Source organism: Paenibacillus amylolyticus (genome assembly GCF_003719335.1).
Classification (GTDB): Bacteria; Bacillota; Bacilli; order Paenibacillales; family Paenibacillaceae; genus Paenibacillus; species Paenibacillus amylolyticus_D.
The window spans coordinates 114,705-138,131 of record NZ_RIAS01000003.1 but is presented as its reverse complement, the minus strand read 5'-3'; the positions used below and the strand labels follow the sequence as shown (position 1 = coordinate 138,131).

Below are 23,427 nucleotides of genomic sequence, written 5' to 3'. Positions count from 1 at the left end.
GCTGACAGGGAGTGGTGAAGCCGATGTCTGATATGTTACAGATTGCTAAAAGAGAGTTAAAAACGGGGTTTCGTAACCCTTGGTCGTATTCGTTTCTCATCCTTTTTTGCACATTTAGCTTAAGTTTACTGCTTCTCAATGCACAGACTCCAGTACAAGGATACTCTGGCACGACAGGGTCTATGCTCAATCTTATTCTGTATCTTTTGCCGTTGATGACGCTATTTCTGGGTTCATTCTCGTTGACGGCTGAAAAGGAAGACGGAAGCTGGCAGCTTCTCTCCACGTATCCCATCGGCACGTTATCCTTCATTACAGGCAAATATCTTGGACTAGCCGCCGTGTTGCTGCTCATCGTGACATTTGGCTACGGCCTGATGGGGCTGGTTAGCGGGTTGCTTGGCAATCCGATTGATCTGTTGACCTATCTGCTGTTTTTGGCTTTTTCTTGTGGACTTGTGCTGCTATTTCTAAGTGTTGCGTTATGGATTGGATCGTTGTCCCGTAACCGCTGGCAGGCGTTAACGATTTCCGTATCGATCTGGTTTTTCACCGTTATTGGCTGGCCTACATTATTACTTGCGATATTAGGACTAATGCCGTACCTCTGGATAAAACCGCTGCTGGTGGTGTTGACCTTTCTGAACCCGGCTGAGCTGGTACGTCTATTTATTGTGATCAAACTCGGCGGCGGTTCTATCTTGGGGCCCGAGTATTATCAATGGGTGACGTGGGTTCAACAGCCATGGGGAAGTACGATATTTATCGGGATATGCCTGTTATGGATAAGCTTCTCTATCCTCATTGTCTACGCCATCTGGGAAAGGGGGCGCTCTCGTGCATGAATCGGAAGTTGTTGTGAACGGACTAGGAAAACAAATCAAAAGTCAAATAATTGTAGATGATATCTCCTTTCAACTTGGTTCCGGTCAAGTATTTGCAATATGCGGCGGGAATGGTGCAGGGAAAAGTACCTTGCTACGTATGCTTGCCGGGATTCTGCGTCCAACGTCAGGGGAAATTATGGTGAATAACGTACGCTGGTCACAGGATCGCAAGCGGTATGCGAATCAGATCGGATATATGCCGGATGACTATCAGTTCAGCCAAGGGCTTACGGCCGAAGAAGCTTTATTATTCTGGGCTTCGCTCCGTAAGCTTCCCCGAGAGCGGGTGCAGGAAGTGTTAGAGATGGTGGGACTCAGCGAGCAAAAACATAAACGGGTAACTACCTTTTCCAAAGGCATGCGGCAACGTATATTGTTTGCTCAGGCGATGCTTGCAAAGCCTGCTCTTTTGATCATGGACGAGCCTACCAATGGACTAGACCCCTTCTGGATGCAGGAGTTTGTGCATTTGCTGAGAGGTATCAAACAGGAAGGGCATATGGTTGTGTTCTCCACACATCAGCTTGAAGTGGCGAATGACATTGCAGACCAGGTGATGTTTATGAATCAGGGTTCAAATGTCGGGGAAGGCACCGTAGAAGATATTCGAAATCAGTATGGTTCACTTCATGCTGCTTTTCATCAGAGTCTGGGAATAAAGTGAAGGTGATGTGATCATGCAAAACAAGCCGCAAAGCATGGATACGAACAGTGAGCAACAGGACGGACAAAGAAAGAAAGGGTCGAAAATAAGACGGATTGTTACGATGTTGATTGCACTGGCAGCATTGACTACAGGTATATGGGCCGTGCTAACGAATTTATCGAGTTCCGGCTCCGAACACAGCAATCCGATCCGGGCAGGAGCTAAGGCTCCTGACTTTACAGCAGTTAATTCCAAAGGGGAGAAAGTCCAGTTGTCTGATTACCGGGGCAAAGCCGTGATGATTAACTTCTGGGCGTCCTGGTGCACGCCATGCGTAAGAGAAATGCCCTTGGTTCATGAGGTTGCGCAGCAAAACCAAAACAGCGTGGAGACACTGTTTGTTAACGTGGGGGAGAGCAAGGGCACAATTAACGAGTTTATGAAAAGTCATCAGTTCGATTTTCCGGTGATCATTGACGCAACGGGTAAGGTATCCAAGCTGTACCGTATCAATGGCCTGCCAGCCACAATGGTTATTGATCAAGGGGGGCATTTCAGCCATATCTTGCTCGGTGAACTGACTGAGGATATTCCTTTGCAACAATGGCTGGAGGAAAGTATGTGAATGTTGACGATTAATATATGATTGTTAAAAATAAGGGGCATTTCAAAATAATGATCAAACAAGCTGGTTTCCTTAATGTAAGGAATTTCAGATTGTTTGATCATTTTTTAGCGCTATTGTTCTACATTCTTATTATTGTTCGAAAATTTTCGAATTATTAATTGCAGCTTTGTGGTAAGTATGATATATTTCTTTTCAGGCTAAACAGTTCGAAAATATTCGAACTAAATTATGCTACATAAAATAATGTAGAAAATACAGGAGGTAATACTATGTCTAATACAGCAACAGCTGGTAACACTACTAACTCTCTGAACACCGATGCAAACATCACGATGTTAAATAACTATTTCCGCTTGTTTGATGCATCTCGCACTGACGATCGGGCTATGAAGGATTTGTTATCCTTGTTCACGCAGGATGCTGAAATTGTTTCAAACGGTAGCAGTCGTACAGGATTCGAAGTAGTTGTTAAGACTATTTATGAATACAACAAAGACATTAAACATATGTGGGATGCATGGGTTCTTCAGCCCGACGGCAGTTATCGAACGAACTGGGTGGTATGCGGTCAAGCAGTAGATGGCACGGTTTTCACCAAAGCAGGTATAGATATTATGCGTTTAAATGAAGAGGGAAAGATTATGTATATGAAGAACGTGCAGACGACTGAAGATGCTTACAATGAATATAACTCGTAAGATGAATATAGGTGGTATTACTTCAGCGGCCTAAGGTAAGCAACAGCTTCTGGCTTGCTACATACTAACCCATGCAACCCTTCTTTTGATCTAATTTTTTGACTTGTTTTTTCGATTCATGGCATTTGTGGCCTGTACCAAACTATCCTAAAATTAAAGAAACCGATGGAACTTTACATATGTAAAATGCCCATCGGTTTTTATATTATCTCAACAAAAAGATGTCTTCTTCAGGATGATATCCATCACGTCACGAGTAAACTGATCACCCACGAGTAATATTCGGGAAAGAGGCTTTTTTTTATTTTACCACTGGTGGTTTCTAAACATGTCACTTTTATTTAACTATTTTAAGATTTTTAAAATAGAAGCAAGGCATCCTTCATGATAGATATCATGAAGTTGATCTTCATCCATCATTAGCCACTGAATAAGGTATCCATCAATAATAGCCCGAATTTCTCGAGAAGCCTCTTTTGGAGATAAATGGGGATTAAAAACTCCTTCCTTTTGACCAATAGTGATAATTTCGGAACCAATTTGACTACAATTGTCATAAAATCTTTGGTTTATTTCTCTGTAAACTGAATTTCTACTTGCTTTAGCTAAAAAGTCCAGGTATACACGATAGAATTTTCGATTTTCTTCTGGGGAAATGAATACCGAACGAATATATGATTGTAGTTTTGGAATCGCTTTTTCCTCAAGAGCAATGCTTGATGATTCCTTTTTGAAAATTTTGTCTGTAAGCCATGTAAGTAATTCAATGAATATTGCCTCTTTATTCTCGAAATAGTAGTGAGCAACACCCTTACTAACCTTGGCATAGTCCGAAATAATCTGTAGTGTAACTGCATCATAACCGAGATCTGACAATGCTTGAAAAGCGGCATAAAGCAAATGACTTTTCTTTTCCTCAGTTTTTTTATAACGAGCCATAAAACCTCCGTAATTAAAACGTAATATATTTCACAGTGAGAATACAAAATTTCTTATATTATATCACATATAAAACGGAAGTATAAAAAAGTTGACCGGTCAGAATAAAAATGTTTAAATAGCTTTAGATCGTCTCAACATAACAGAAGGAGAGAAAATCTATGATAAAAGACTTTAACGCTCTATTGGTTGAAAAAAATTTAGAGGAGTTTTCAGTTTCAGTGAAAACGATCCCGTTTGAGCAATTACCGACTGGGGATGTACTTATTAAAGTTGCTTATTCTAGTATTAACTATAAAGATGCATTAGCAACCAATTCAGAGGGGAAAATTGTAAAGTCTTATCCGTTTGTTCCCGGAATAGATTTATCAGGTCATGTAGTTTCTTCCGCTGACTCACGCTTTCATGAAGGACAGAAGGTTATCGTGACAGGTTACGAATTAGGGGTCTCACATTACGGTGGGTTAAGTGAGTACGCCTGTGTTCCTGCGGAATGGGTGGTGCCACTTCCCGAGAATCTTACTCTGAAGGAAGCAATGATATATGGAACCGCTGGATTTACTGCCGCTTTATCCATTAAACGTCTGGAAGACAACGGAGTCCTGCCGCAAAATGGAAAGGTGCTAGTCACAGGAGCTACTGGAGGTGTTGGTGGCGTGGCAGTGGCCATATTCAATAAAAAAGGCTATGATGTGACTGCAAGTACCGGGAAATCTCAAGCTGAAGAATATTTAAAGCTTATTGGTGCAAGAGAAGTGATTACTCGTGACGAAGTACAAGCTGGCAATAAACCACTAAATAAACAGCTCTGGCAGGCTGCCGTTGATCCTGTTGGAGGACAGCAGCTTGCATCCGTTTTAAGCCAGATCATGTATGGTGGTTCGGTTGCAGTTAGTGGCTTGACTGGAGGCAGCAACCTTCCAACAACAGTACTACCGTTCATCTTACGTGGAGTTAATTTGTTAGGCATTGATTCGGTTTATTGTCCACAAGAAGAAAGAAATATTTTGTGGAAAGAAATGGCAGGAGAAATGAAACCCACTACTTTAGAGAAGTTAATAGATCGTGAAATTTCACTTCAGGAGGTTCCTGAGGCAGTATCAACAGTTTTACATTCTAAAACTTTCGGACGTATACTTGTACGTGTATCTTAAATTTATGTAGATCATCACCTCACTAGCGTATAGAGAACTTGATGTAAAAAGATCTCTATGTGCTGTAGTTTAAAAATCACATCTTGTTATTATGAAAAAATGAAGTAGCTGCGTCATAAGACCAGCTACTTCATTCGTTTTGTAATTCAGAACTTGAGAAACTTAAAGAGATTCCAGTCTGAATTATCCTGTTTTTGTTTTCCTTCGAAGTTTATGCTGGAGGAGTAGGAGAAAATAACCAGTAAACCTGGAATTTAAATTATAAATTTCTTCTACGCTGGTCCAAGTCACTTAGCACTTTTTATTGGGGATTGTTGTTTAGGCCAAATCCTCTCCATTGGTTTCGATTACTTTCTTATACCAGTTGAAGCTTTTCTTTCTTGTTCTCTTCAATGTTCCTTTTCCTTCATTATCCCGATCTACATAAATAAATCCGTATCTTTTCTTCAGTTCTCCCGTTCCGGCACTGACAATGTCAATCGGTCCCCAATAGGTATAACCCATAAGCTCTACGCCATCCACAACGGCTTCTTTCAATTCTTTGATATGGGCTCTTACATAGTCAATGCGATAATCGTCATTGATTTCACCATTCTCAAATTCGTCAATGGTTCCCATACCGTTTTCCACAATGAAGAGCGGCTTCTGATAACGGTCATATAATTCATTACATACATAACGAAGGCCTTTAGAGTCGATCTGCCAACCCTAGGGAGTAGCCTCCAAGTATGGATTCGGTGTTCCAGCTATTCCGCCCGTGTGTCCCAAGATTCGGGTTCCTGCTTTGTGTGTAGTGGATCGGTAATAACTAAAGCCTAAATAGTCGGAGGGATATTGTTTGATCAGTTCCAAATCCTTTTCTTCCATTTTGATATGAACATCATGTTCATCCCAAATACGATAAATATAACTTGGATACGTTCCCCGAAGCAGAACATCACCAAAGAATAGGAAACGTCTTCTTACTTCATAGGTTTCAAACACATCATCTGGATGACATGTATTCGGATAAAGCGCACTAAGTGCTAACATAGCACCCATTTGAGAACCAGGGATTATTTCGTGACATAATTTCGTTGCTAATGCACTAGCTACAAAACAATTGTGACTTGCCTGATAGATGGCTTGGAGACGATTTTCATGTTCTTCTATAAGGATTGCTCCAGCCGCCGTGGGGCCTGTATAAATATTATTTATTTCGTTAAAACCCATCCAATATTTAACTTTATCTTTGTAGCGATTAAAGATGGTTTCACAATAACGCATATAGAAATCGATCATCTTACGATTTTTCCAACCACCATATTCCTTGACTAAATGCCAAGGGGTTTCAAAGTGAGAAATAGTCACAACAGGTTCGATTCCATACTTCAGTAATTCATCGAATACATTGTCGTAGAACTCCAAGCCCTTTTCATTTGGACTTTGTTCGTCTCCTTTAGGAAAGATACGGCTCCAGGCAATAGATGTACGAAATGCCTTGAATCCCATTTCTGCGAACATGGCTATGTCTTCCTTGTAATGATGATAGAAACCAATCCCTTCATGATAAAGGTTAAGGTCAGTACTATCCTCTTTAAGGTCTGCGAGAAGTCCATTTGGCATTAAATCAACAATGGATAATCCCTTGCCATCTTCAAGATAAGCGCCTTCGGTTTGGTTTGCTGCAATTGCTCCTCCCCATAGGAAGTCTTTTGGAAATGATTTATTTCTTTGATTCATGGTTATTCCTCCTAGTTCAGCTTATTTTATAACAGTTAGTATCTGATCCCCTGCATTTGTTTGCTTACTGTCAGCAGGGAGTACATCTAGATAGTCACTGGTATTCGCAATAATAACAGGTGTAACGGTTTGAAACCCTGCATCCTTGATTCCTTGAACATCAAAAGTAACTAATTTGTCTCCCTTTTTCACCACGGCACCACTCTCAACATGAGCTTCAAAATATTTGCCTTTTAATTTGACCGTGTCAATTCCAATATGAATGAGTATCTCAATACCTTCATCACTTGCTAAACCAATGGCATGTTTTGTGCGGAATAAATCGACCACTTTTCCGTCAAACGGAGAAAATACGATCCCCTCAGTAGGTTCAATTCCAATTCCTTTACCCATTGCGCCCGTCGAAAATACAGGATCATCCATTTTTTCCAACGGTACGACTTCACCTTTCAAAGGTGAAAAGATTTCAACGACTGCGCTCGAAACCATCTGATCTTTCTTTGGAGTGGTTGTATTATCCTGAGCTTTTTCGTTTGAAGCATTTTCTTTCTCTTTTTCTTTTATTCCAAAGATAAATGCCAATATCGTCGCGGCGAAAAAGGCTGAGCCAATTCCAATCACATATCCAAGTGCAGGGGTATAATTAGGAATTGTAAAAATACTGTTGAATACAAATGTCGAAATCCTTACATCCAATATGGCAATCAATGCTCCGCCAATCGCTCCTGAAATAAGCAACAAAGGAATTAGTCTTCTATGACGTAAAATCGACTTTTTTTGTATTATGAATATGGTACAGGCTCGTGATTCTACAGGGCAGCTTATTCCTCTTGGCAAAATTCATTCGATGAAATTTGTTCATAGTTGATGAACTGGAGTATGATTAGGGAGGACAATGCTGATAATCATCATATAAGTAAACGTCCCTTGGAAACTTACTATAGATTCAATACCACATAACTTATTTGAAGGGGGACATCTGTTTTGGATGAGCAGTTTCTAGATTTATTGGCCCAGAAATATGATACGGAAGAAAAAATCATCACCGAGATCATCAACCTTGAAGCGATCTCCAATCTCCCAAAGGGAACCGAGCATTTTGTCAGTGATTTGCATGGGGAGTTTCAGGCTTTTCAACATGTACTCCGAAACGGTTCGGGTACCGTAAAAGAAAAAATCAAGGAATTATTCCGGGAGGTATGGACGGATCAGGAAATTAATGATTTTGCAGCGTTGGTTTATTATCCGGAAGAAAAAATACAGCAGGTTATAGGGGAACTGAGCAATAAACAGGCTTTGAACCAGTGGTATAGACAAACGATTGAACACATGCTTAAGCTTATTTCTTATGCCTCTTCCAAGTATACGCGCTCGAAATTGCGTAAAGCTCTGCCGGAGCAGTACGTATATATTGTAGAGGAGCTTCTATACAAGACGGATTCGACCAACAATAAAGATCCTTATTATGAGGAAATATATCGGCAAATTATATCCCTAGGCCAAGCGGACAAGCTCATTATTGGCCTTGCTTATACGACCCAGCGCCTGGTGGTTGACCATCTTCATGTGGTTGGAGATATTTATGACCGGGGTCCGGACCCCGATAAAATTATGGATACACTAATCAATTACCATTCTGTAGACATTCAGTGGGGGAACCATGATGTCCTCTGGATCGGTGCGTACGCGGGTTCTCTGGTCTGCCTTGCGAATATTATCCGGATCTGTGCCAGATACGACAATCTGGACATCATAGAAGATGTATATGGAATAAATCTGCGCCCACTGCTAAACTTGGCGGAGAAATACTATGAAGACAATCTGCCCTTCAGACCTAAGCTACAGACTGGCCATAATGTATCAGAGCAGGAAACTTTGCAGATCACCAAAATTCACCAAGCCATTGCCATGATCCAGTTTAAACTTGAAAGCCCGATTATCAAGAGACGCCCATACTTTAATATGTCTGAAAGACTTTTGCTGGAACAGATTGATTACGACAAAAATGAAATCAAAATCTGTGGAAAAACGTACAAGCTGGAAAACACCTGTTTTACAACCGTAAATCCGCAAATGCCTGAACAATTGCTGGAGGAAGAACGCCAAGTGATGGAGAAACTGCTGTTCTCCGTTCAGCATTCCGAAAAGCTGGCTAGACATATGAATTTCCTCATGAAAAAGGGAAGCCTTTATTTAAAATACAACGGAAATTTGTTAATCCACGGCTGTATTCCTATGGATGAAGAAGGAAATATGGAAGAAATGCAGATTGAAGACAAGACATATGCGGGCCGTCAATTGCTTGATGTTTTTGAAGATTATTTACGTTACGCCTTTGCCCATCCGGAAGAGACAGAAGATCTGGCGACCGATATGGTATGGTACATCTGGACAGGAGAATGTTCCTCACTCTTTGGCAAGAGAGAAATGACCACTTTTGAACGTTATTTTATTCAAGAAAAAGAAGCACATAAGGAGAAAAAAAATCCTTATTACCATTTACGTGAAAATGAAGAGATCTGTCGAAGAATCTTGCAGGAGTTTGATTTGAATCCAGATCATGGACATGTCATTAACGGCCACACCCCAGTCAAAGAAATCAGTGGAGAGAGCCCTGTGAAAGCAAACGGAAAAATGATCGTGATTGACGGCGGTTTTTCCAAAGCCTATCAATCCACAACAGGCATTGCCGGATATACCTTGCTTTACAACTCTTTTGGCATGCAGCTCGTCGCCCATCAAAAATTCAATTCAAAAGAAGATGTGTTATGCAACGGAACGGACGTATTGTCTGTAAAAAGACTGGTTGATAAAGAACTGGAACGGAAACTGGTGAAAGAAACCAATGTTGGCGAGAAGCTGCTTCGGAAAATCTCAAACTTGAAGGATCTACTAGACTATCGCTACATGAAATGAGGGCAAATGCTAAAAGTACAAAAAGCACTCATGCGAGGGAGGCTTTTTGTACTTTTTTCTGCACTTATAAAAATCAATTGCAACTATTCGTATTATTGATGGAGAACATCTGCATATTCAGAGATACGTTCGAAACGACCCTTGGCAAAAGGACATAAAGGTAAAATCTTAATATCGTTTTCCCGCGCGTATTCCACCATAGCTTTGATAAGCTCATCACCAAGCCCTTGTCCCCGGTATGCATTTTCGACCAATGTGTGATCAATAATGTACAGCTCTGGACTTGAAATTACATATGTCATCACCGCAGCAATGTTGCCGTTATCTTGAATCATAAATCTTTTATTGGCAGCTTCATGTTCTACATTATGCATGTTCATCCTCTTTCTTTGTTGTGAATTTATCGTTCAGAAGCTTGTACGTCAATGCTCCGCTTGGACATGTATCAATATGCCGGGCAACAGCCTCCGAAGTGTCACCTTCGGGATCAACCCAAGGACGCTTGCTCAAATCAAAAACAGCAGGGAGGCCCTATACGCAGATACCGGAATGAATGCATACATCCGAATTAAACATGACCTCGATATCTTTACCGTAGTATAACTTCTCCTTACTCATATTCTCTTCACATCTTTCACTTTAGAGTTTGAATTTTATACGGATCGCTCTCCCATGCATTCATGGAAATCATGTCTGCCGGGCTCTCAATGTTCGAATTATAATGAGGAATCAGAGATTAGTCAACGGTGAAGAATTACCTAATACGTGGATGTAATACTGATTTTAAACGTGATAACTTTAAAAAGCCGGAATCCAGCATGATACAGGATTCCGGCTTTTAATGATTGAAACGTCCGTATACATCATCAGTTGTTCAGTTCAGCTTATCTAGCTTAGAACAGGAGTAGCATTATACTTCGCCCGTGCAATTCGGGTTGCATCCACCATGTTTTTCAGAGAAGCAACGGTTTCTTCCTGTCCACGGGTTTTCAGACCGCAATCCGGATTGATCCAAAACAGCTTCGGATCGAGTACACGCAAGGCACGGTCAATCATATTGCTCATTTCTTCGACGCTTGGCACACGCGGGCTGTGGATGTCGTATACGCCAAGTCCAATACCGAGCTCATACGTATTCTCTTCAAAGCTGTGAATCAGCTCACCATGACTGCGTGAAGTCTCAATAGAGATCACGTCGGCATCCATCGCTTCAATAGAATCAATCATATCGTGGAATTCGCAATAGCACATATGGGTATGAATTTGGGTTGTTTCCTGTACGGTGCATGTCGTAATGCGGAATGCTTTGACTGCCCAATCCAGATAATTGGCTTGTTTATTTTCCTTGAGCGGCAGACCTTCACGGACCGCAGGTTCATCCACTTGAATCATGCCGATGCCTGCTTTTTCGAGCGCTTCAACCTCTTGTCTGAGTGCGTATGCCAATTGATAGGCTATCGTTTCCCGTTCAATATCATCCCGTACAAAGGACCAGTTCATGATCGTGATCGGGCCTGTCAACATACCTTTAACAGGGCGGTCTGTTTTCGACTGTGCGTACTTTGTTTCCTCAACCGTCATTTCACCTACAAATTCAACATCTCCGAAAATAACAGGTGGTTTCACGCAGCGTGATCCGTAGGACTGTACCCAGCCATATTGCGTAAAGGCAAATCCAGCTAGCTTCTCACCGAAAAATTCAACCATGTCCGTGCGTTCAAACTCACCATGAACGAGTACATCAATGCCGATCTCTTCTTGAATGTTAATCCAGCTGTCAATCTGATCGCGGATAAAGGAAGAGTATTGTTCGTTGCTTAGTTCGTTTTTACGCCATTGTTGTCGAGCTTTTCTAACCTCCGTGGATTGCGGGAAACTGCCAATCGTTGTTGTGGGGAACAACGGCAATTGCCATTTCTGTTGCTGGGCAACATGACGTTCTGCAAATGCACGTGAGCGGTTGGGCTCTTGTACACGGATGGAAGCTATGGCTTCCTGCACGGCTTTGCGGTTACGATCCCCGGAGCTTTGTAATGCCTGTAGTTTCTGCTCGGCGTCTTTAATTTTAGCAGTGATGTCCGCATCGGTGCTGCGGATTGCTTTGGTCAAAATAACGATCTCATCCAGTTTTTCATCCGCAAATGCAAGTGCATCTTTGAGTTCAGCAGCAAGTTTTGCTTCACGTGCTGTTGTCACAGGCACATGCAGCAAGCTGCAGGAGGATTGCACAACTAACCTTTCAGTTGTTACGAGAGAAGTAAGGGTGCCCAGCAATGTCAGCTTGTCCTGAAGGGATGCTTTCCAGATGCCGCGTCCATCAATGATACCTGCACCCAGCACTTTGTCTGCCGGAAAACCGCTCGTTTGAATGGATTGCAAGTTACCTTCAAGTCCATGCACGAAGTCAAGACCGATGCCTTGAACGGGCAAGCTGATGATTTCGTTGTAGTTTTCAACGGATTCAAAGTACGTTTGCAGCAAGATGTTTAAACCCGGAACAGCGGATGCAAAAGCAGTATAGATTTTGTTCAAGCGCTGCAGATCCGCGTCATTCAATTTGGTTACGAGAACCGGCTCATCAATCTGTACCCACTGCACGCCAGCATCCGCAAGTTCTTGCAGCACCTGAGTGTAGAGAGGAAGTAGCTGATCGATCCATGCATCCGTTTCGGATGCATCATAGCCTTTGGAGAGCTTCAGGAAGGTCAGCGGTCCAACGATAACCGGTTTGCCTTCAATGCCCAGTTTCTCTTTGGCTTCCAGGTATGCGATTAGTGGTTTGTTCTCGGTCAATTCCGGCGAAGCATCGTTCAGTTCAGGTACAATATAGTGATAGTTCGTATTGAACCATTTGGTCATTTCACTGGCTGCGGCATCTTTCGTTCCTCGGGCGATGCCGTAATAGACGGAGAGAGGCACAGCGCCTCCGGTATAAGCGAAGCGTTTTGGCACAATACCAAACATTACGGCTGTATCCAGAATATGATCATAATAGCTGAAGTCGTTCACTGGAATCAGATCAATGCCTTTCGCTTGTTGCTTGCGCAAATGATCTAAACGAATCTCTTGTAATCTCGCGTGAAGTTCGTTTTCTTCTAATTTTCCTGACCAGAAGGCCTCAAGTGCTTTTTTCCATTCCCGATCGGCTCCGATTCGTGGATACCCCAATACGCTGCTTTTTGTCATTTGCCATAACCCCTCTGCAATGTGTTAACAAAAATTTATCACAAATACACGGCTATAACGTAATTCCCTTATATTATATCTAGTTATAGCCTTAGGATATAACAAAAAAAGGTTGGTATGAGTTTAAGAATGTGTAAGTTTGAAAGAGACACCGCTGATGTTACAATGACTAATTATGTTCATATGAATGAGTGAAAGGAAGGAACACCAATGAATCTGTATTACATTCAAACTATATTGCAAGGCTTCAACAGGACAACATCATTTCTGGAAGATAACTTCATTGGCATCCCTTGGTCTGGTCTAGGGAACCTTGAGCTTACACCACCGGAGCAATGGAAAGAACAACTGGCTAAGCGGTATAGCCTGGGGGAGACGGAATTAACTCATACACTTGCAACACTACATATGTTTGCTAACCTAATGCAGGATGGGGACTACGTCTTAATAAGGGATGAGGAATGGACCTATGTAGGGGATATCGGAGATTATTATTACGACGACTCCTTAGGTGCTGAGGATGAATTGATCTGTCACCGTCGGGGAATCACTTGGTTAGGACGTATTCCATACGCAGAATTGAACGATAAAGTCCAAGCTTTGTGGAACACACCATCCATCCTCGTGAAATTTGAGCATCCTGTATCAGAAGCTCAGCTGGATCGCGCGCTTGCAGTCAGCGCAGCAGCCGAAACAAGCAACACTCTCACAGCAAATGTGGATGAAGCTTTGATTCAAGCGGCACTTCAAGTGCTGAAAGAAGCCTTGGAAAGCGAAGAAGAAGTGCTGCGAGTGCGAGCGGCGACAGCCATTTTACAGTATACCAAACCTTAATATATGAAAATAGAAACTGGAATCTGCATTTTTAATTCTAAATCAGCCGTGAGATCTGTTCCTTTATATGCATATCACTGAGACCACCGTGATAACAAATTACGGATGAAATGTCTAGTGCCAGATACTTTTTCAAGGAGAAGCGCGCTGCCTCTATATCCAGTGTAGTCGGAACGTGAATACCTCCAAGCTGGCCGTTAACACTGTACATGGAATCTCCGGCGATCAGCGTTTTGCTACGCATTAAATAAAGGCTGATATGACCAGGAGTATGCCCAGGCGTGTGAATAACGCGAATTCCGCCGCAAAACGGCAATTCCTGACCATCCGTTACAGTTTCATCAATCTTGCCTTTTGGAGGATGTTCCAGGTGGTCGTCTTTGAGAAGTGGGAGATGTCCCTCAATATACGGCTTATCCAGTTCGTGTGCATATATCCTGACCCCCGTACCACACTCCTGCAAAATCTCGGGAAGACAGCCTATATGGTCCACATCCTGATGCGTCAAAATCACTGCTTTTAGTTGGCTGATCGGCACGCCTATCTTCTCTAATGCAAGACATAAATCGTCATATTGTCCCGGAAAACCGGAATCAATTAACACGGCTGTTTTTTCATCCCATATCAGAACAGGATGAATCATAACCCCTTCGAAATCGAGTTCAAGCATCTGGATTCCTTTCGAAATTAACATCAACATCAAACCTCCTAATAACAAGTTTCAATAGATCTTTACATTTCTTAAGTAAACGAATAGGGACTGCCAAAAGATACGGTTGTCATGAATCCTAATAAAAGAGGGACAACCGCGATAGTTGTCCCTTTGCTGTGTATAGAGAATCTCTTTTATAAAAAGATAAGTAACAATGTTCCTGCCGCAAAACAGTAATATGAAAAATACTTCAGATTGCCTCGGGCCATAATGCCCATAAACCATCTCATCGAGAAATAGGTAACGACCAGCGTCGTAATAAACGCGATCAGGTAAGGAATAGCGAGCTGAGAACGGTTAGGATCATGCGCTATATCTGAAGCGCCCATGATCAAACCGCCGATACTGATCGGGATGTAGAGCATAAAGGAGAACTTTAACGCCGTTTCCTGCTTCATGCCGACTGCAATGGACGAAATAACGGTAGCACCCGAACGGCTGATGCCCGGAATAAGAGCAACGGCTTGAGCAAGTCCAACCAGCACAGCATCCTTTGTTTTTAAATCACCGTCCTGTTTGCGGCCGCGCAGATTACGAATAAGCCAGAGCGCTACACCCGTAATTAGCAGGGCCACTGCGACCGTATAAACAGATGAGAAGATGCTCTCAATCTGATCTTTGAACAGCACAGCAGCAACGGCAGCAGGAATCGTACCGATAACGATATATAAGCAAAACATAAAGTCTGCCCGATATTCCGGTTTATCTGCCCGATATTCCGGTTTACGAGTTGTTAAGTAACCCCATCCACCGGTAATCAGCTTCATGATGTCTTCCCGAAAAATAAAAACAATGGCAATTAATGAGGCGGTGTTCGTCAAAATTTCAAAAGAAAGGCCGTTTTGCTTCAGTCCCATTAGGCGCTGGGCAATAATTAAATGACCGCTGGAGGAGACTGGAATCGGCTCCGTTGCACCTTGAACAATGCCCAAAAAAAAGTACTTTAACCACAGTATAATCTGATCCATCTTGTCCTCCTTGAAACATTTCTCTACAATCTCTAAAACCATGTTCTAAAACCATACTCTAAAATCATTCTCTTTGTTAAATCTCTCTATCCACTCTCATGATGATAGCCTTTTAACTTACTAGATGGCAAGTTTGGAATGAAATTTCCAGTAGAAATGTAAGGGAGAGGCTGTTTTGCAAGGAGTAGACGAAGTGAGAAATGAATATATTAAACTTGTATTGTCAAAATGCTAGAGTCATGATATCGTTGATAACGATTATCAATATCATTTAATTGATAGAATCCAATACACTAAAGGTGGGGTTATTTTGCGTAGTACGAAAAGAAGTTCAATATGGATGATGATGGCGCTGGTGTTCATACTCATCCTGAGCGCATGTGGTCAGTCTGCTACAAATCCAGCTAAAGATGGAGAAGAGAACACTGCTGCATCATCAGATGCCGTAGGCAAAACAAGTAGCAACTCAGATGGTTCGACCGACACAGGAGCAGGTGCAGAAGATGAGATGGTTTTATTCCAGTCTGATGCTGGTGAAGTGAAAGTGCCGAAAAATCCTAAACGGATTGTAGATCTGACGGCCTTCTCTACAGGATACTTTGTAGCACTGGATGCTCCTGTCGTTGGAGCAAATTCAGGCGCGATGAATAACAAATACATCAAAGAGCAACTTGCTGCTCAAGGAACAACAGATTTAGGTGAACAGGCGCCTACGCCAGAGCAGCTACTTGCTCTGAAACCTGATCTGATTTTTGTGTACACGGGTACAGAAGGCATCGACAAGCTGTCACAGATTGCACCTGTTGTGCAGATGGAATACGGTAAGCGCAATTACAAAGATTTGATGCTGGAGATGGGCAAACTCACGAACAGAGAAGATGCGGCCAAAGCGTGGGTTACCCAATGGAGTGCTCAGATTAACGAGCTGAAACCAAAAGTCTTAGCTGCTGTAGGCAATCGTACCGTATCCATTTTGAATCCATATGAAAAAGGGTTATTTGTGTTCGGTCATAACTATGGTCGCGGGGGAGAGATCATCTACGGCGAGTTTGGACTTAAAGCACCAACCAAGGCCCAAGCGGAAGCGATTGATAGCGGAACGGGCTGGGCTTCTATCTCGATGGAGGTGGTGCCGGAGTATGCAGGGGACATTATTTTCACCAGCCCGTGGTCTGGAGATCAAAGTGATGCCAGGAAGGTATATGAAAATACGTTATGGAAAAACCTCCCGGCTGTGAAAGCCAATCATGTATTTCAGCTAGATCCATCGTCTGACACCTATAATGATCCGGTATCGTTGGAAGGACAGCTTAAATTTATTACGGATAGCTTACTTTCGGCATCCAAGTAGTTTCAGCAGGCAGACTGTATTTAGAGCAAATTGAACCAAGGAAAAGAAGAGGCTCTCACCGTTTAGGTGGAAGCCTCTTTGCGTGGATCGAGATAATGTTAAGGGAAGATGTTAGTACATACTCCCTCTCAATCGTTTAATATCCTCCATTGGAGGACAACCAAACAAGCGGGAATACTCACGGCTGAATTGTGACGGACTCTCGTATCCAACCTGATAAGCAGCCTCTGATGCGTCCACAGCTTGAGACATTAACAGACGACGAGCTTCTTGTAAACGCAGTTGTTTGATGAACTGAAGCGGGCTCATCGCAGTAACTGCTTTGAAATGTCGATGGAAGGAAGCCTGGCTCATATTCGCCAGCTCCGCCAGTTCTTCAATCCGGACTGGCTGACTAATATGTGTCACCATGTGTTCGATCACGTTACGAATACGATACGTGTGTGATCCTTCTTGTGCCATCTGCTTCAGTGCACTGCCCTGAGGTCCTTTTAGTATTCTGTACAAAATCTCCTTTTTAAACAACGGGAAGAGCATGAAGATATCCTCCGCGTCCCCTTCAAGCAACTGAGCTAATCGGATCACGGCATTCAGCAGTTCTGGAGAGGTTTTGCTCACATACATGGCTCGTCTGGTAGCATCGTTCGACATAGGAGAGAGACGGGTATGCTGAACTATCTCCAGAATTTCACTGCATGTGAATTCAAGCTTTAATGCGAGATAAGGAGTGGCAGGCGAAGCCTCTATGACTTGGCCGCTTACAGGCAAATCCATCGTAGCTACAATATAGCTGCCAGATCCGTACTGGAAACGTTCTTGTCCGAGCAGCATTTCCTTTTGACCCTGAACGACGATACAAAAAGAAGCTTCGTTCAACCTGAAAATCGGCTCAGTGATGTCAGATTCACGAATCAGAGAAAGGGAGGGAAGCTCGGTTGAATTGACACCTTCATTGACCGTGTACGGATGAATAAGTCTGGCAAGTTCAACTAACTGCTGCTGATATGGCTTAGACATAGGATAAGATCCTTTCATTTACTTTAGGAGCTTGCTGCGTGCTCAGGGTTAGGAGCCAGTGCAGTTTTATGAATGTTCTCCGTTCCAGCTTCAATGGCCTGCTGATAATAACTGCGCTTATGCTCAATAACTTCCATTGTTCTCCGGAGTTCCTCCATCTGAGCTTCTACACAGGCTTTGCGTTCGGAAAACATGTCATACCTCTGATGCAAGGTTGCATCACCTTCAGAGCACCAGGCTATGAATTCCCGGATATCCTTGATAGGCATTCCTGTAGCTTTCAAACATTGGATTATTTTCAGAAAATCAATATCGGACTCCTTGAATTGTCTCGTTCCGGTCGAATTGCGTTCGACGAAGGGCATGAGCCCCTCTTTGTCATAATAGCGTAATGTATACACAGTCAGATCCAATTTTTTAGCGACTTCACTAATGGAATATGTCATATAGGGTTGTTCCTTTCAGTTCTAGATCAGATCGAGATTAAAGCCGGTAGGCTGCATGGCTTTCGCTGATGCGAGTGAATTCTATCATGCGGTCAGGAGTGATGTCAAAACGAACACTTTTTTTAAAAAAGTAGAGCAAAACATTTGACCTAGAGTTAACTATAGGGCGTAAGATAAAGAAGATTCCAAAATCATGAGGAGGTTATCATATTGATTACAGCTAAAGCCAGAGCCGTGGATGGACCCGATCAAGCCTTCCGTTCCGCAGAAATTAACCGCCGTGATCTGGATACCACGGATGTATTAATTGAAATTAAGTTTGCTGGTATCTGCCACTCGGATATTCATACAGCCCATGGGGAGTGGGGACCCGTCAATTATCCACTCGTACCGGGTCACGAAATTGCCGGGATTGTGACCGAAGTAGGAAGTGGTGTAACAAAATATAAAGTAGGCGACCGAGTAGGCGTTGGATGTATGGTCGACTCTTGCGGCGAATGTGAGAATTGCCGTAAAGGAGAAGAGCAGTACTGCCTGAAAGGTAACATTCCAACATATGCAGGAGTAGACAAATACGGTGAGCCAACCCAAGGCGGTTATTCCACACATATCGTGGTAACCGAGGATTTTGTAGTGCGCATTCCTGACAATATTGAGCTGGATGCTGCTGCACCTCTGCTATGTGCCGGAATTACCACCTATTCTCCGTTGCATCACTGGGGCGCTGGTCCGGGTAAGAAGGTTGCAGTCGTAGGGATGGGTGGCCTCGGTCATATGGCGGTTAAAATCGCACATGCGATGGGAGCTGAGGTTACCGTTCTTTCTCAATCCCTGAGTAAAAAGCAAGACGGATTGCAGTTTGGGGCAGACCACTACTACGCAACGAACGAACCGGAAACATTCGAAAAGCTGGCAGGCTCATTAGACCTGATCATTAATACAGTAAGTGCCAGCATTGATATCAATGCTTATTTCTCGCTGCTCAAGTTGGACGGCACACTCGTTAATGTAGGGGCTCCGCCTGAGCCACTCGCCGTCAATGCATTCTCGCTGATCGGACATCGTCGTTCATTCGCCGGTTCGATGATTGGTGGCATACGTGAGACACAAGAAATGCTTGATTTCTGCGCCGAGCATGATATTGCACCTAGCATTGAGGTTATTTCGGCAGATCAGATTGACGAAGCATACAAGCGTGTACTCGCTTCAGATGTTAAATATCGCTTTGTAATTGATACAAGCACCATTTAAAAGAGCAGGTGGGAAGAGAGTTTAGTTAACGCCTTCGCCTTTGAATAAATAAAACTGAGCATCAGTAAATAGCCCCTATTTCCGCATAAGGAAAGGAGGGGCTATTTGTTTTTACGATAACATTTTGAAGACCCTAACACCTTACGGTCATATCGTTGACGGATCATAAGTATGTTTTATGATGCTCCATCTATAATGTTTATTGTGCGCCCACGACAGGATGTGGTATATAAGGCTCTTCTAGAAAAGCGACATCCTCTGAATTCAGCTTTACGGACAATGCAGCAATCGCAACATCGAGATGTGAATGTTTCGTTGCGCCGATAATCGGAGCAGTCACAGTCTCTTTCTGTAACAGCCATGCCAGAGCAATGTGTGTACGAGGCACATCATACTTCTCGGCAATAGCCGCCACCCGTTCGACAACAATGCGATCCGCGTCACTTGTGGCATTGTACTTTGATTTCTGTATCACATCCGTCTCTGAACGATGTGTGGTCACAGACCAATCTCTTGTCAATCTGCCGGATGCGAGTGGGCTGTATGGCGTAACGCCGATTTTTTCCTCTTTGCACAGCGGAAGCATCTCCCGTTCCTCTTCACGGTAAATCAGGTTCAAATGGTTTTGCATCGAAACAAATTTGGTCCAGCCATTTTTCTCCGCTGTATATAATGCTTTCTGGAACTGCCACGCAAACATAGCCGAAGCACCAATATATCTGGCTTTACCGGACTTCACCACATCATGGAGTGCTTCCATCGTTTCTTCGATAGGCGTGTTGTAGTCCCATCGATGAATGATATACAAATCTACATAATCGGTTTCGAGTCGTTTCAGACTTTTGTCAATTTCACTCAAAATGGCTTTCCTGGACAACCCGGAGCCGTTGGGGCCTTCATGCATTCGCCCATGAACCTTGGTCGCAATCACAACTTCATCCCGGCTCGCATAGTCCTTTAAAGCTCGTCCTAAATATTCTTCACTTGTGCCGAGTGAGTAGATATTGGCCGTATCAAAAAAATTAATACCTAGATCCAGCGCCTTGCGAATCACGGATCGGGAGTCTTCTTCGTTCAGCACCCACTCGTGAACCCATTTACTGGCATCACCAAAGCCCATACATCCGAGACAAAAGCGAGAGACATCGAGTCCTGTATTACCAAGCTTAACGTATTCCATCGTGATCACAATTCCTTTCAAATCAAAGTTGCCACGTATTTCACATATCTAATAGGATGGCTGTTTTCTGTTCTATTATGTCATGGTTCTCTAATGAAACTGTAGTATATTTCAATCAAAGGTTTGCCTGATCCGATCAAAATGGGAAGTAGGAGTCCTTTACGTATGGAAACGTAGCGCATCAAATGAAATAAAGCCCCTTGGAATAGACCAAAAGGCTTTAATGAGAGTGGAATTATAATTTAAAATGTTGGGCCTTTGAAAGGAAAAGGTCTCATGAGCGTAATAAAAAAGATTGAATGCAAAAATACGCTGTGATATAATCATGAGCGCAGTTGAAATTCGTGGAATATGAATTGGTATATCATTATTTCTCCTAAAATAATCATACATCGAATTCTTCGATTTGTCAACGCGCTTTTTTTCTCCACAAAAATGGGTTGAGGAGTGTGGTTAACGGATATGGCAGAAACGAACGAGTGGCAATTGGAAAAAGAAAGATTGGCTTACGTGCGAAATGAATTGAAGGCGAGACTTGATGAACTTGAACCCCAAGTTGAAGGTCTTGCAGATCAGGCTACGGAAATTCGCAAACGTTTCTGGGAAGAAGTCACGATCAATACGAGTTCATACACGGATTTTGAAGAAGCCTTTTATACAATTAATCAGCAAGCGAGAGTACTTGCTGAGCGTGAACGTGGACATAAGTTGTTAGTGCAGCAGTGGAAAAATGTAAACCGTTTGTTGCCTTTACCTTACTTCGGACGTATAGATTTTAAGGAAAAGGGTCTTGGTTTTACGGAGCAAATTTACATTGGTGTGTCTTCTTTTACGGACAAAGAAGGCTTGGATTTTCTAATCTATGATTGGCGTACGCCGATAGCAAGTCTGTATTATGACTATGGCTCCGGTTCGGCAGATTATGAGACACCTATGGGAAAAATCGAGGGGACGGTTGAACTGAAACGTCAGTTTCAAATCCAGGATGGTCAGTTGCTGGGTATGTTTGATGCGAGTGAAACAATTGGAGATGCCATGCTCCAGGAAGTGCTCTCCAAAGGTGCGAATGCTCAGATGAAAAGCATCGTGGCCACGATTCAAAAGGAACAAAACGCGATTATCCGTAATGATCACAGCCGAATGCTGATTGTGCAAGGAGCAGCAGGCAGTGGGAAGACATCCGCCGCGCTTCAGCGAGTGGCCTATCTATTATATAAGCATCGCCAGACGATCAAGGCGGATCAGATGGTTCTTTTTTCGCCAAATCCGATGTTTGCCAGTTACATCTCGAGTGTATTGCCTGAGCTAGGTGAAGAGAACATTCAACAGACGACGTTTCAGGAGTATTTGAATTATTGGCTGGGATCTAGTTTGAGACCGGAAGATCCGCTTGACCAAATGGAGTATGTGCTTACTGCTGGTGGGGAACCAAGTTACGCTGCTCGTATGGAAGGCATTCGCTATAAAGCATCCGCGGAATTTATGAAAGCTTTGAAGAACTATGGGGAATGGCTTGGACGGGAAGGGTTAAACTTTATCGGCATTCGGTTCCGTGAACGGGAGTTTATTACTTCAGCTCAAATGAAGGCACAATTCTCTACGTATGATATCCACCTTTCGTTACCAAGCCGTATATTGTTATTACAGGAATGGCTACTGAAACAGCTGACTGTTCTAGAGCAACAGGAACGACAAGCGGACTGGGTGGAGGAAGAGTTAAATTACCTCGACACGGACGACTATGCGGATGCATACGGTAAGCTGCACAAGGAAAAGGCTGTGTTCGAAGTGGCGGAGCAGTATGCAGCACGGGAGAATGCTGGCAAACACCCTGATCTGGATGAAGGCTCATTTGATTTTCTGGAACGAGAAGAAGAATTGCTACGGCGAAAAATAGTGAAACAGACGTTCAAGCCGTTGAGGCAGCGTGTACGAAAGTTCAAGTTCGTCAATGTTCAGTCAGCTTATGAACAACTATTTGTAGATGCCGTAGCTTATCAAGAACGTACGAATGGAGCGGCAGTTCCACCTCACTGGGATGAAATCTGCAAACAAACCAAAGACATGTTGCGTCAGAACAAGCTGTTTCATGAAGATGCTACCCCGTATTTATATGTAAAAGAAATGATCGAAGGCGTGCGAATCAACACGGATATCCGTCATGTGTTCGTCGACGAGGGTCAGGATTATTCGGCGTTCCAATATGAATATCTCAAAAAGCTGTTTCCTCGTGCCCGCATGACGGTACTAGGTGATTTTGGGCAAGCGATCTATATGCAGGCTACAGAACTTGCTGCTACCGATTCTCCTTTAATCCGTCTATATGGAGACAAAGAAACGACGCTTATCCGGCTGGTACAGAGCTATCGCTCGACTCGCGAAATTGTCGAGTTTACCCGAGCAATGCTGCTAGGCGGCGATGAAATTGTGGCTTTTGACAGAAGGGATCAAAAACCGGCTTTAATCCGGGCAAAGGCAGGAGAGAATCAGCGTGATGAGTTCATCCAATCTGACGTTAAGGCGCTTCAGACAGAGGGTTTTCGTTCGATTGCCATCATAACCAAAACGGCAGCCGAGAGTTACCTTGCATATGAACGTTTACGAGAGATCGGCGTAGAGGGACTAAAGCTGATTACGAAAGGCACGGAGCAGTTTGAAAAAGGCGTGATGGTCATTCCCGTGTACCTTGCCAAAGGTGTGGAATTCGATGCAGTACTTGTATATGATGCCTCCGCAGCTCGATTTGGGGAAGAATATGACCGTAAACTGCTCTACACGGCTTGTACTCGCGCTATGCATCGGTTGCATCTCTATACTTTGAAAAGCTGGTCACCTTTTGTGCAGGCATTACCTGAAGATTTGTATGATGTAAAAAATGTCTAAGTTCACCTT

The 23,427-nt window shown here is 43.2% G+C and carries 19 protein-coding genes and 2 pseudogenes; 10 read left to right on the top strand and 11 right to left on the bottom strand.

From position 1 onward, the window contains the following. The first annotated feature begins 23 nt into the window (after window positions 1-23). From EC604_RS07395 to EC604_RS07380, 4 genes are all read left to right on the top strand, one after another. A complete protein-coding gene (locus EC604_RS07395; RefSeq protein ID WP_123063542.1) occupies window positions 24-845 on the top strand; it encodes an ABC transporter permease in 822 nt (273 codons plus the stop codon). Beyond that, window positions 838-1,551 carry an ABC transporter ATP-binding protein gene (locus EC604_RS07390; RefSeq protein WP_123063541.1) on the top strand — a complete coding sequence of 238 codons (714 nt, stop codon included), beginning with the start codon at window positions 838-840 and terminating at the stop codon, window positions 1,549-1,551. Before EC604_RS07395 ends, EC604_RS07390 begins: the two co-directional genes overlap by 8 nt. 13 nt (window positions 1,552-1,564) lie before the next feature. Next, the gene (locus EC604_RS07385) at window positions 1,565-2,158 is read left to right on the top strand and encodes a redoxin domain-containing protein (protein WP_240036706.1); all 594 of its coding nucleotides are present in this window, start codon (window positions 1,565-1,567) and stop codon (window positions 2,156-2,158) included. 272 nt (window positions 2,159-2,430) lie between these two features. Continuing rightward, complete coding sequence (locus tag EC604_RS07380; RefSeq protein ID WP_240036705.1) at window positions 2,431-2,859, top strand: nuclear transport factor 2 family protein; 429 nt, start codon at window positions 2,431-2,433, stop codon at window positions 2,857-2,859. A gap of 345 nt (window positions 2,860-3,204) precedes the next feature. On the opposite strand, the gene EC604_RS07375 is transcribed toward EC604_RS07380, so the two are convergent. Then, the gene (locus tag EC604_RS07375) at window positions 3,205-3,798 is read right to left on the bottom strand and encodes a TetR/AcrR family transcriptional regulator (RefSeq protein ID WP_123063540.1); all 594 of its coding nucleotides are present in this window, start codon (window positions 3,796-3,798) and stop codon (window positions 3,205-3,207) included. A 161-nt stretch (window positions 3,799-3,959) separates the two neighbouring features. Here EC604_RS07375 and EC604_RS07370 point away from each other — a divergent pair, with 161 nt between their 5' ends. Next, entirely contained in the window at window positions 3,960-4,952 is a 993-nt protein-coding gene (locus EC604_RS07370) for an acryloyl-CoA reductase (RefSeq protein WP_123063539.1), read from the top strand. A gap of 318 nt (window positions 4,953-5,270) precedes the next feature. On the opposite strand, the pseudogene EC604_RS07365 reads toward EC604_RS07370, so the two are convergent. Both EC604_RS07365 and EC604_RS07360 read right to left on the bottom strand, forming a co-directional pair. After that, a pseudogene (locus EC604_RS07365) lies at window positions 5,271-6,674 on the bottom strand (glycoside hydrolase family 1 protein). Window positions 6,675-6,695: 21 nt separating this feature from the next. Continuing rightward, entirely contained in the window at window positions 6,696-7,415 is a 720-nt protein-coding gene (locus EC604_RS07360) for a glucose PTS transporter subunit IIA (protein WP_123063538.1), read from the bottom strand. Window positions 7,416-7,658: 243 nt separating this feature from the next. Between EC604_RS07360 and EC604_RS07355 the strand changes: the two genes are divergently transcribed. Next, a complete protein-coding gene (locus EC604_RS07355) occupies window positions 7,659-9,590 on the top strand; it encodes a fructose-1,6-bisphosphatase (RefSeq protein ID WP_123063537.1) in 1,932 nt (643 codons plus the stop codon). A 92-nt stretch (window positions 9,591-9,682) separates the two neighbouring features. Here the strand turns inward: EC604_RS07355 and EC604_RS07350 are convergent, their stop codons facing one another. The 3 genes and pseudogenes from EC604_RS07350 to metE all read right to left on the bottom strand — a co-directional run bounded on the left by EC604_RS07350 (window position 9,683) and on the right by metE (window position 12,776). Next, window positions 9,683-9,964, bottom strand: coding sequence for a GNAT family N-acetyltransferase (locus EC604_RS07350; RefSeq protein ID WP_123063536.1), 282 nt, complete (start codon window positions 9,962-9,964; stop codon window positions 9,683-9,685). After that, a pseudogene (locus tag EC604_RS07345) lies at window positions 9,957-10,208 on the bottom strand ((4Fe-4S)-binding protein). Before EC604_RS07345 ends, EC604_RS07350 begins: the two are co-directional and overlap by 8 nt. A 270-nt stretch (window positions 10,209-10,478) precedes the next feature. Then, window positions 10,479-12,776, bottom strand: a complete 2,298-nt coding sequence (gene metE / locus EC604_RS07340; RefSeq protein WP_123063535.1) for a 5-methyltetrahydropteroyltriglutamate--homocysteine S-methyltransferase — start codon at window positions 12,774-12,776, stop codon at window positions 10,479-10,481. Between the two features lie 210 nt (window positions 12,777-12,986). On the opposite strand from metE, the gene EC604_RS07335 reads away from it, so the two are divergent. Further along, window positions 12,987-13,610, top strand: coding sequence for a hypothetical protein (locus EC604_RS07335; protein ID WP_123063534.1), 624 nt, complete (start codon window positions 12,987-12,989; stop codon window positions 13,608-13,610). Window positions 13,611-13,647: 37 nt separating this feature from the next. On the opposite strand, the gene EC604_RS07330 is transcribed toward EC604_RS07335, so the two are convergent. Then, window positions 13,648-14,304: an MBL fold metallo-hydrolase gene (locus EC604_RS07330; RefSeq protein ID WP_123063533.1), complete on the bottom strand. Its 657-nt coding sequence runs from the start codon at window positions 14,302-14,304 to the stop codon at window positions 13,648-13,650. Window positions 14,305-14,456: 152 nt separating this feature from the next. Then, on the bottom strand, window positions 14,457-15,290 hold the full coding sequence (locus tag EC604_RS07325) for an undecaprenyl-diphosphate phosphatase (RefSeq protein ID WP_123063532.1): 834 nt from the start codon (window positions 15,288-15,290) through the stop codon (window positions 14,457-14,459). A 310-nt stretch (window positions 15,291-15,600) separates the two neighbouring features. On the opposite strand from EC604_RS07325, the gene EC604_RS07320 reads away from it, so the two are divergent. Continuing rightward, entirely contained in the window at window positions 15,601-16,641 is a 1,041-nt protein-coding gene (locus EC604_RS07320; protein WP_240036704.1) for an ABC transporter substrate-binding protein, read from the top strand. A gap of 111 nt (window positions 16,642-16,752) precedes the next feature. Here EC604_RS07320 and EC604_RS07315 read toward each other — a convergent pair whose 3' ends face one another. Then, the gene (locus tag EC604_RS07315) at window positions 16,753-17,658 is read right to left on the bottom strand and encodes an AraC family transcriptional regulator (protein WP_123063530.1); all 906 of its coding nucleotides are present in this window, start codon (window positions 17,656-17,658) and stop codon (window positions 16,753-16,755) included. 23 nt (window positions 17,659-17,681) lie between these two features. Next, on the bottom strand, window positions 17,682-18,104 hold the full coding sequence (locus EC604_RS07310; protein WP_123063529.1) for a MerR family transcriptional regulator: 423 nt from the start codon (window positions 18,102-18,104) through the stop codon (window positions 17,682-17,684). A 210-nt stretch (window positions 18,105-18,314) separates the two neighbouring features. On the opposite strand from EC604_RS07310, the gene EC604_RS07305 reads away from it, so the two are divergent. Then, window positions 18,315-19,355: an NAD(P)-dependent alcohol dehydrogenase gene (locus EC604_RS07305; RefSeq protein WP_123063528.1), complete on the top strand. Its 1,041-nt coding sequence runs from the start codon at window positions 18,315-18,317 to the stop codon at window positions 19,353-19,355. A 199-nt stretch (window positions 19,356-19,554) separates the two neighbouring features. Here EC604_RS07305 and EC604_RS07300 read toward each other — a convergent pair whose 3' ends face one another. Next, window positions 19,555-20,535 (bottom strand): aldo/keto reductase, encoded by a 981-nt coding sequence (locus tag EC604_RS07300; RefSeq protein WP_123063527.1) that lies wholly within the window; start codon window positions 20,533-20,535, stop codon window positions 19,555-19,557. Between the two features lie 462 nt (window positions 20,536-20,997). Here EC604_RS07300 and helD point away from each other — a divergent pair, with 462 nt between their 5' ends. Beyond that, window positions 20,998-23,418, top strand: coding sequence for an RNA polymerase recycling motor HelD (helD, locus tag EC604_RS07295; RefSeq protein ID WP_123063526.1), 2,421 nt, complete (start codon window positions 20,998-21,000; stop codon window positions 23,416-23,418). Window positions 23,419-23,427 lie beyond the last annotated feature (9 nt).

Excerpts from the sequence above, each read along its gene's own strand:
- EC604_RS07315 (WP_123063530.1), bottom strand. The coding sequence starts at position 17,658 with ATGTCTAAGCCATATCAGCAGCAGTTAGTTGAACTTGCCAGACTTATT.
- EC604_RS07380 (WP_240036705.1), top strand. The coding sequence starts at position 2,431 with ATGTCTAATACAGCAACAGCTGGTAACACTACTAACTCTCTGAACACC.
- EC604_RS07310 (WP_123063529.1), bottom strand. The coding sequence starts at position 18,104 with ATGACATATTCCATTAGTGAAGTCGCTAAAAAATTGGATCTGACTGTG.
- EC604_RS07335 (WP_123063534.1), top strand. The coding sequence starts at position 12,987 with ATGAATCTGTATTACATTCAAACTATATTGCAAGGCTTCAACAGGACA.
- EC604_RS07300 (WP_123063527.1), bottom strand. The coding sequence starts at position 20,535 with ATGGAATACGTTAAGCTTGGTAATACAGGACTCGATGTCTCTCGCTTT.
- EC604_RS07325 (WP_123063532.1), bottom strand. The coding sequence starts at position 15,290 with ATGGATCAGATTATACTGTGGTTAAAGTACTTTTTTTTGGGCATTGTT.
- EC604_RS07350 (WP_123063536.1), bottom strand. The coding sequence starts at position 9,964 with ATGCATAATGTAGAACATGAAGCTGCCAATAAAAGATTTATGATTCAA.
- EC604_RS07370 (WP_123063539.1), top strand. The coding sequence starts at position 3,960 with ATGATAAAAGACTTTAACGCTCTATTGGTTGAAAAAAATTTAGAGGAG.
- EC604_RS07330 (WP_123063533.1), bottom strand. The coding sequence starts at position 14,304 with ATGTTAATTTCGAAAGGAATCCAGATGCTTGAACTCGATTTCGAAGGG.
- EC604_RS07395 (WP_123063542.1), top strand. The coding sequence starts at position 24 with ATGTCTGATATGTTACAGATTGCTAAAAGAGAGTTAAAAACGGGGTTT.
- metE (WP_123063535.1), bottom strand. The coding sequence starts at position 12,776 with ATGACAAAAAGCAGCGTATTGGGGTATCCACGAATCGGAGCCGATCGG.
- helD (WP_123063526.1), top strand. The coding sequence starts at position 20,998 with ATGGCAGAAACGAACGAGTGGCAATTGGAAAAAGAAAGATTGGCTTAC.
- EC604_RS07375 (WP_123063540.1), bottom strand. The coding sequence starts at position 3,798 with ATGGCTCGTTATAAAAAAACTGAGGAAAAGAAAAGTCATTTGCTTTAT.
- EC604_RS07385 (WP_240036706.1), top strand. The coding sequence starts at position 1,565 with ATGCAAAACAAGCCGCAAAGCATGGATACGAACAGTGAGCAACAGGAC.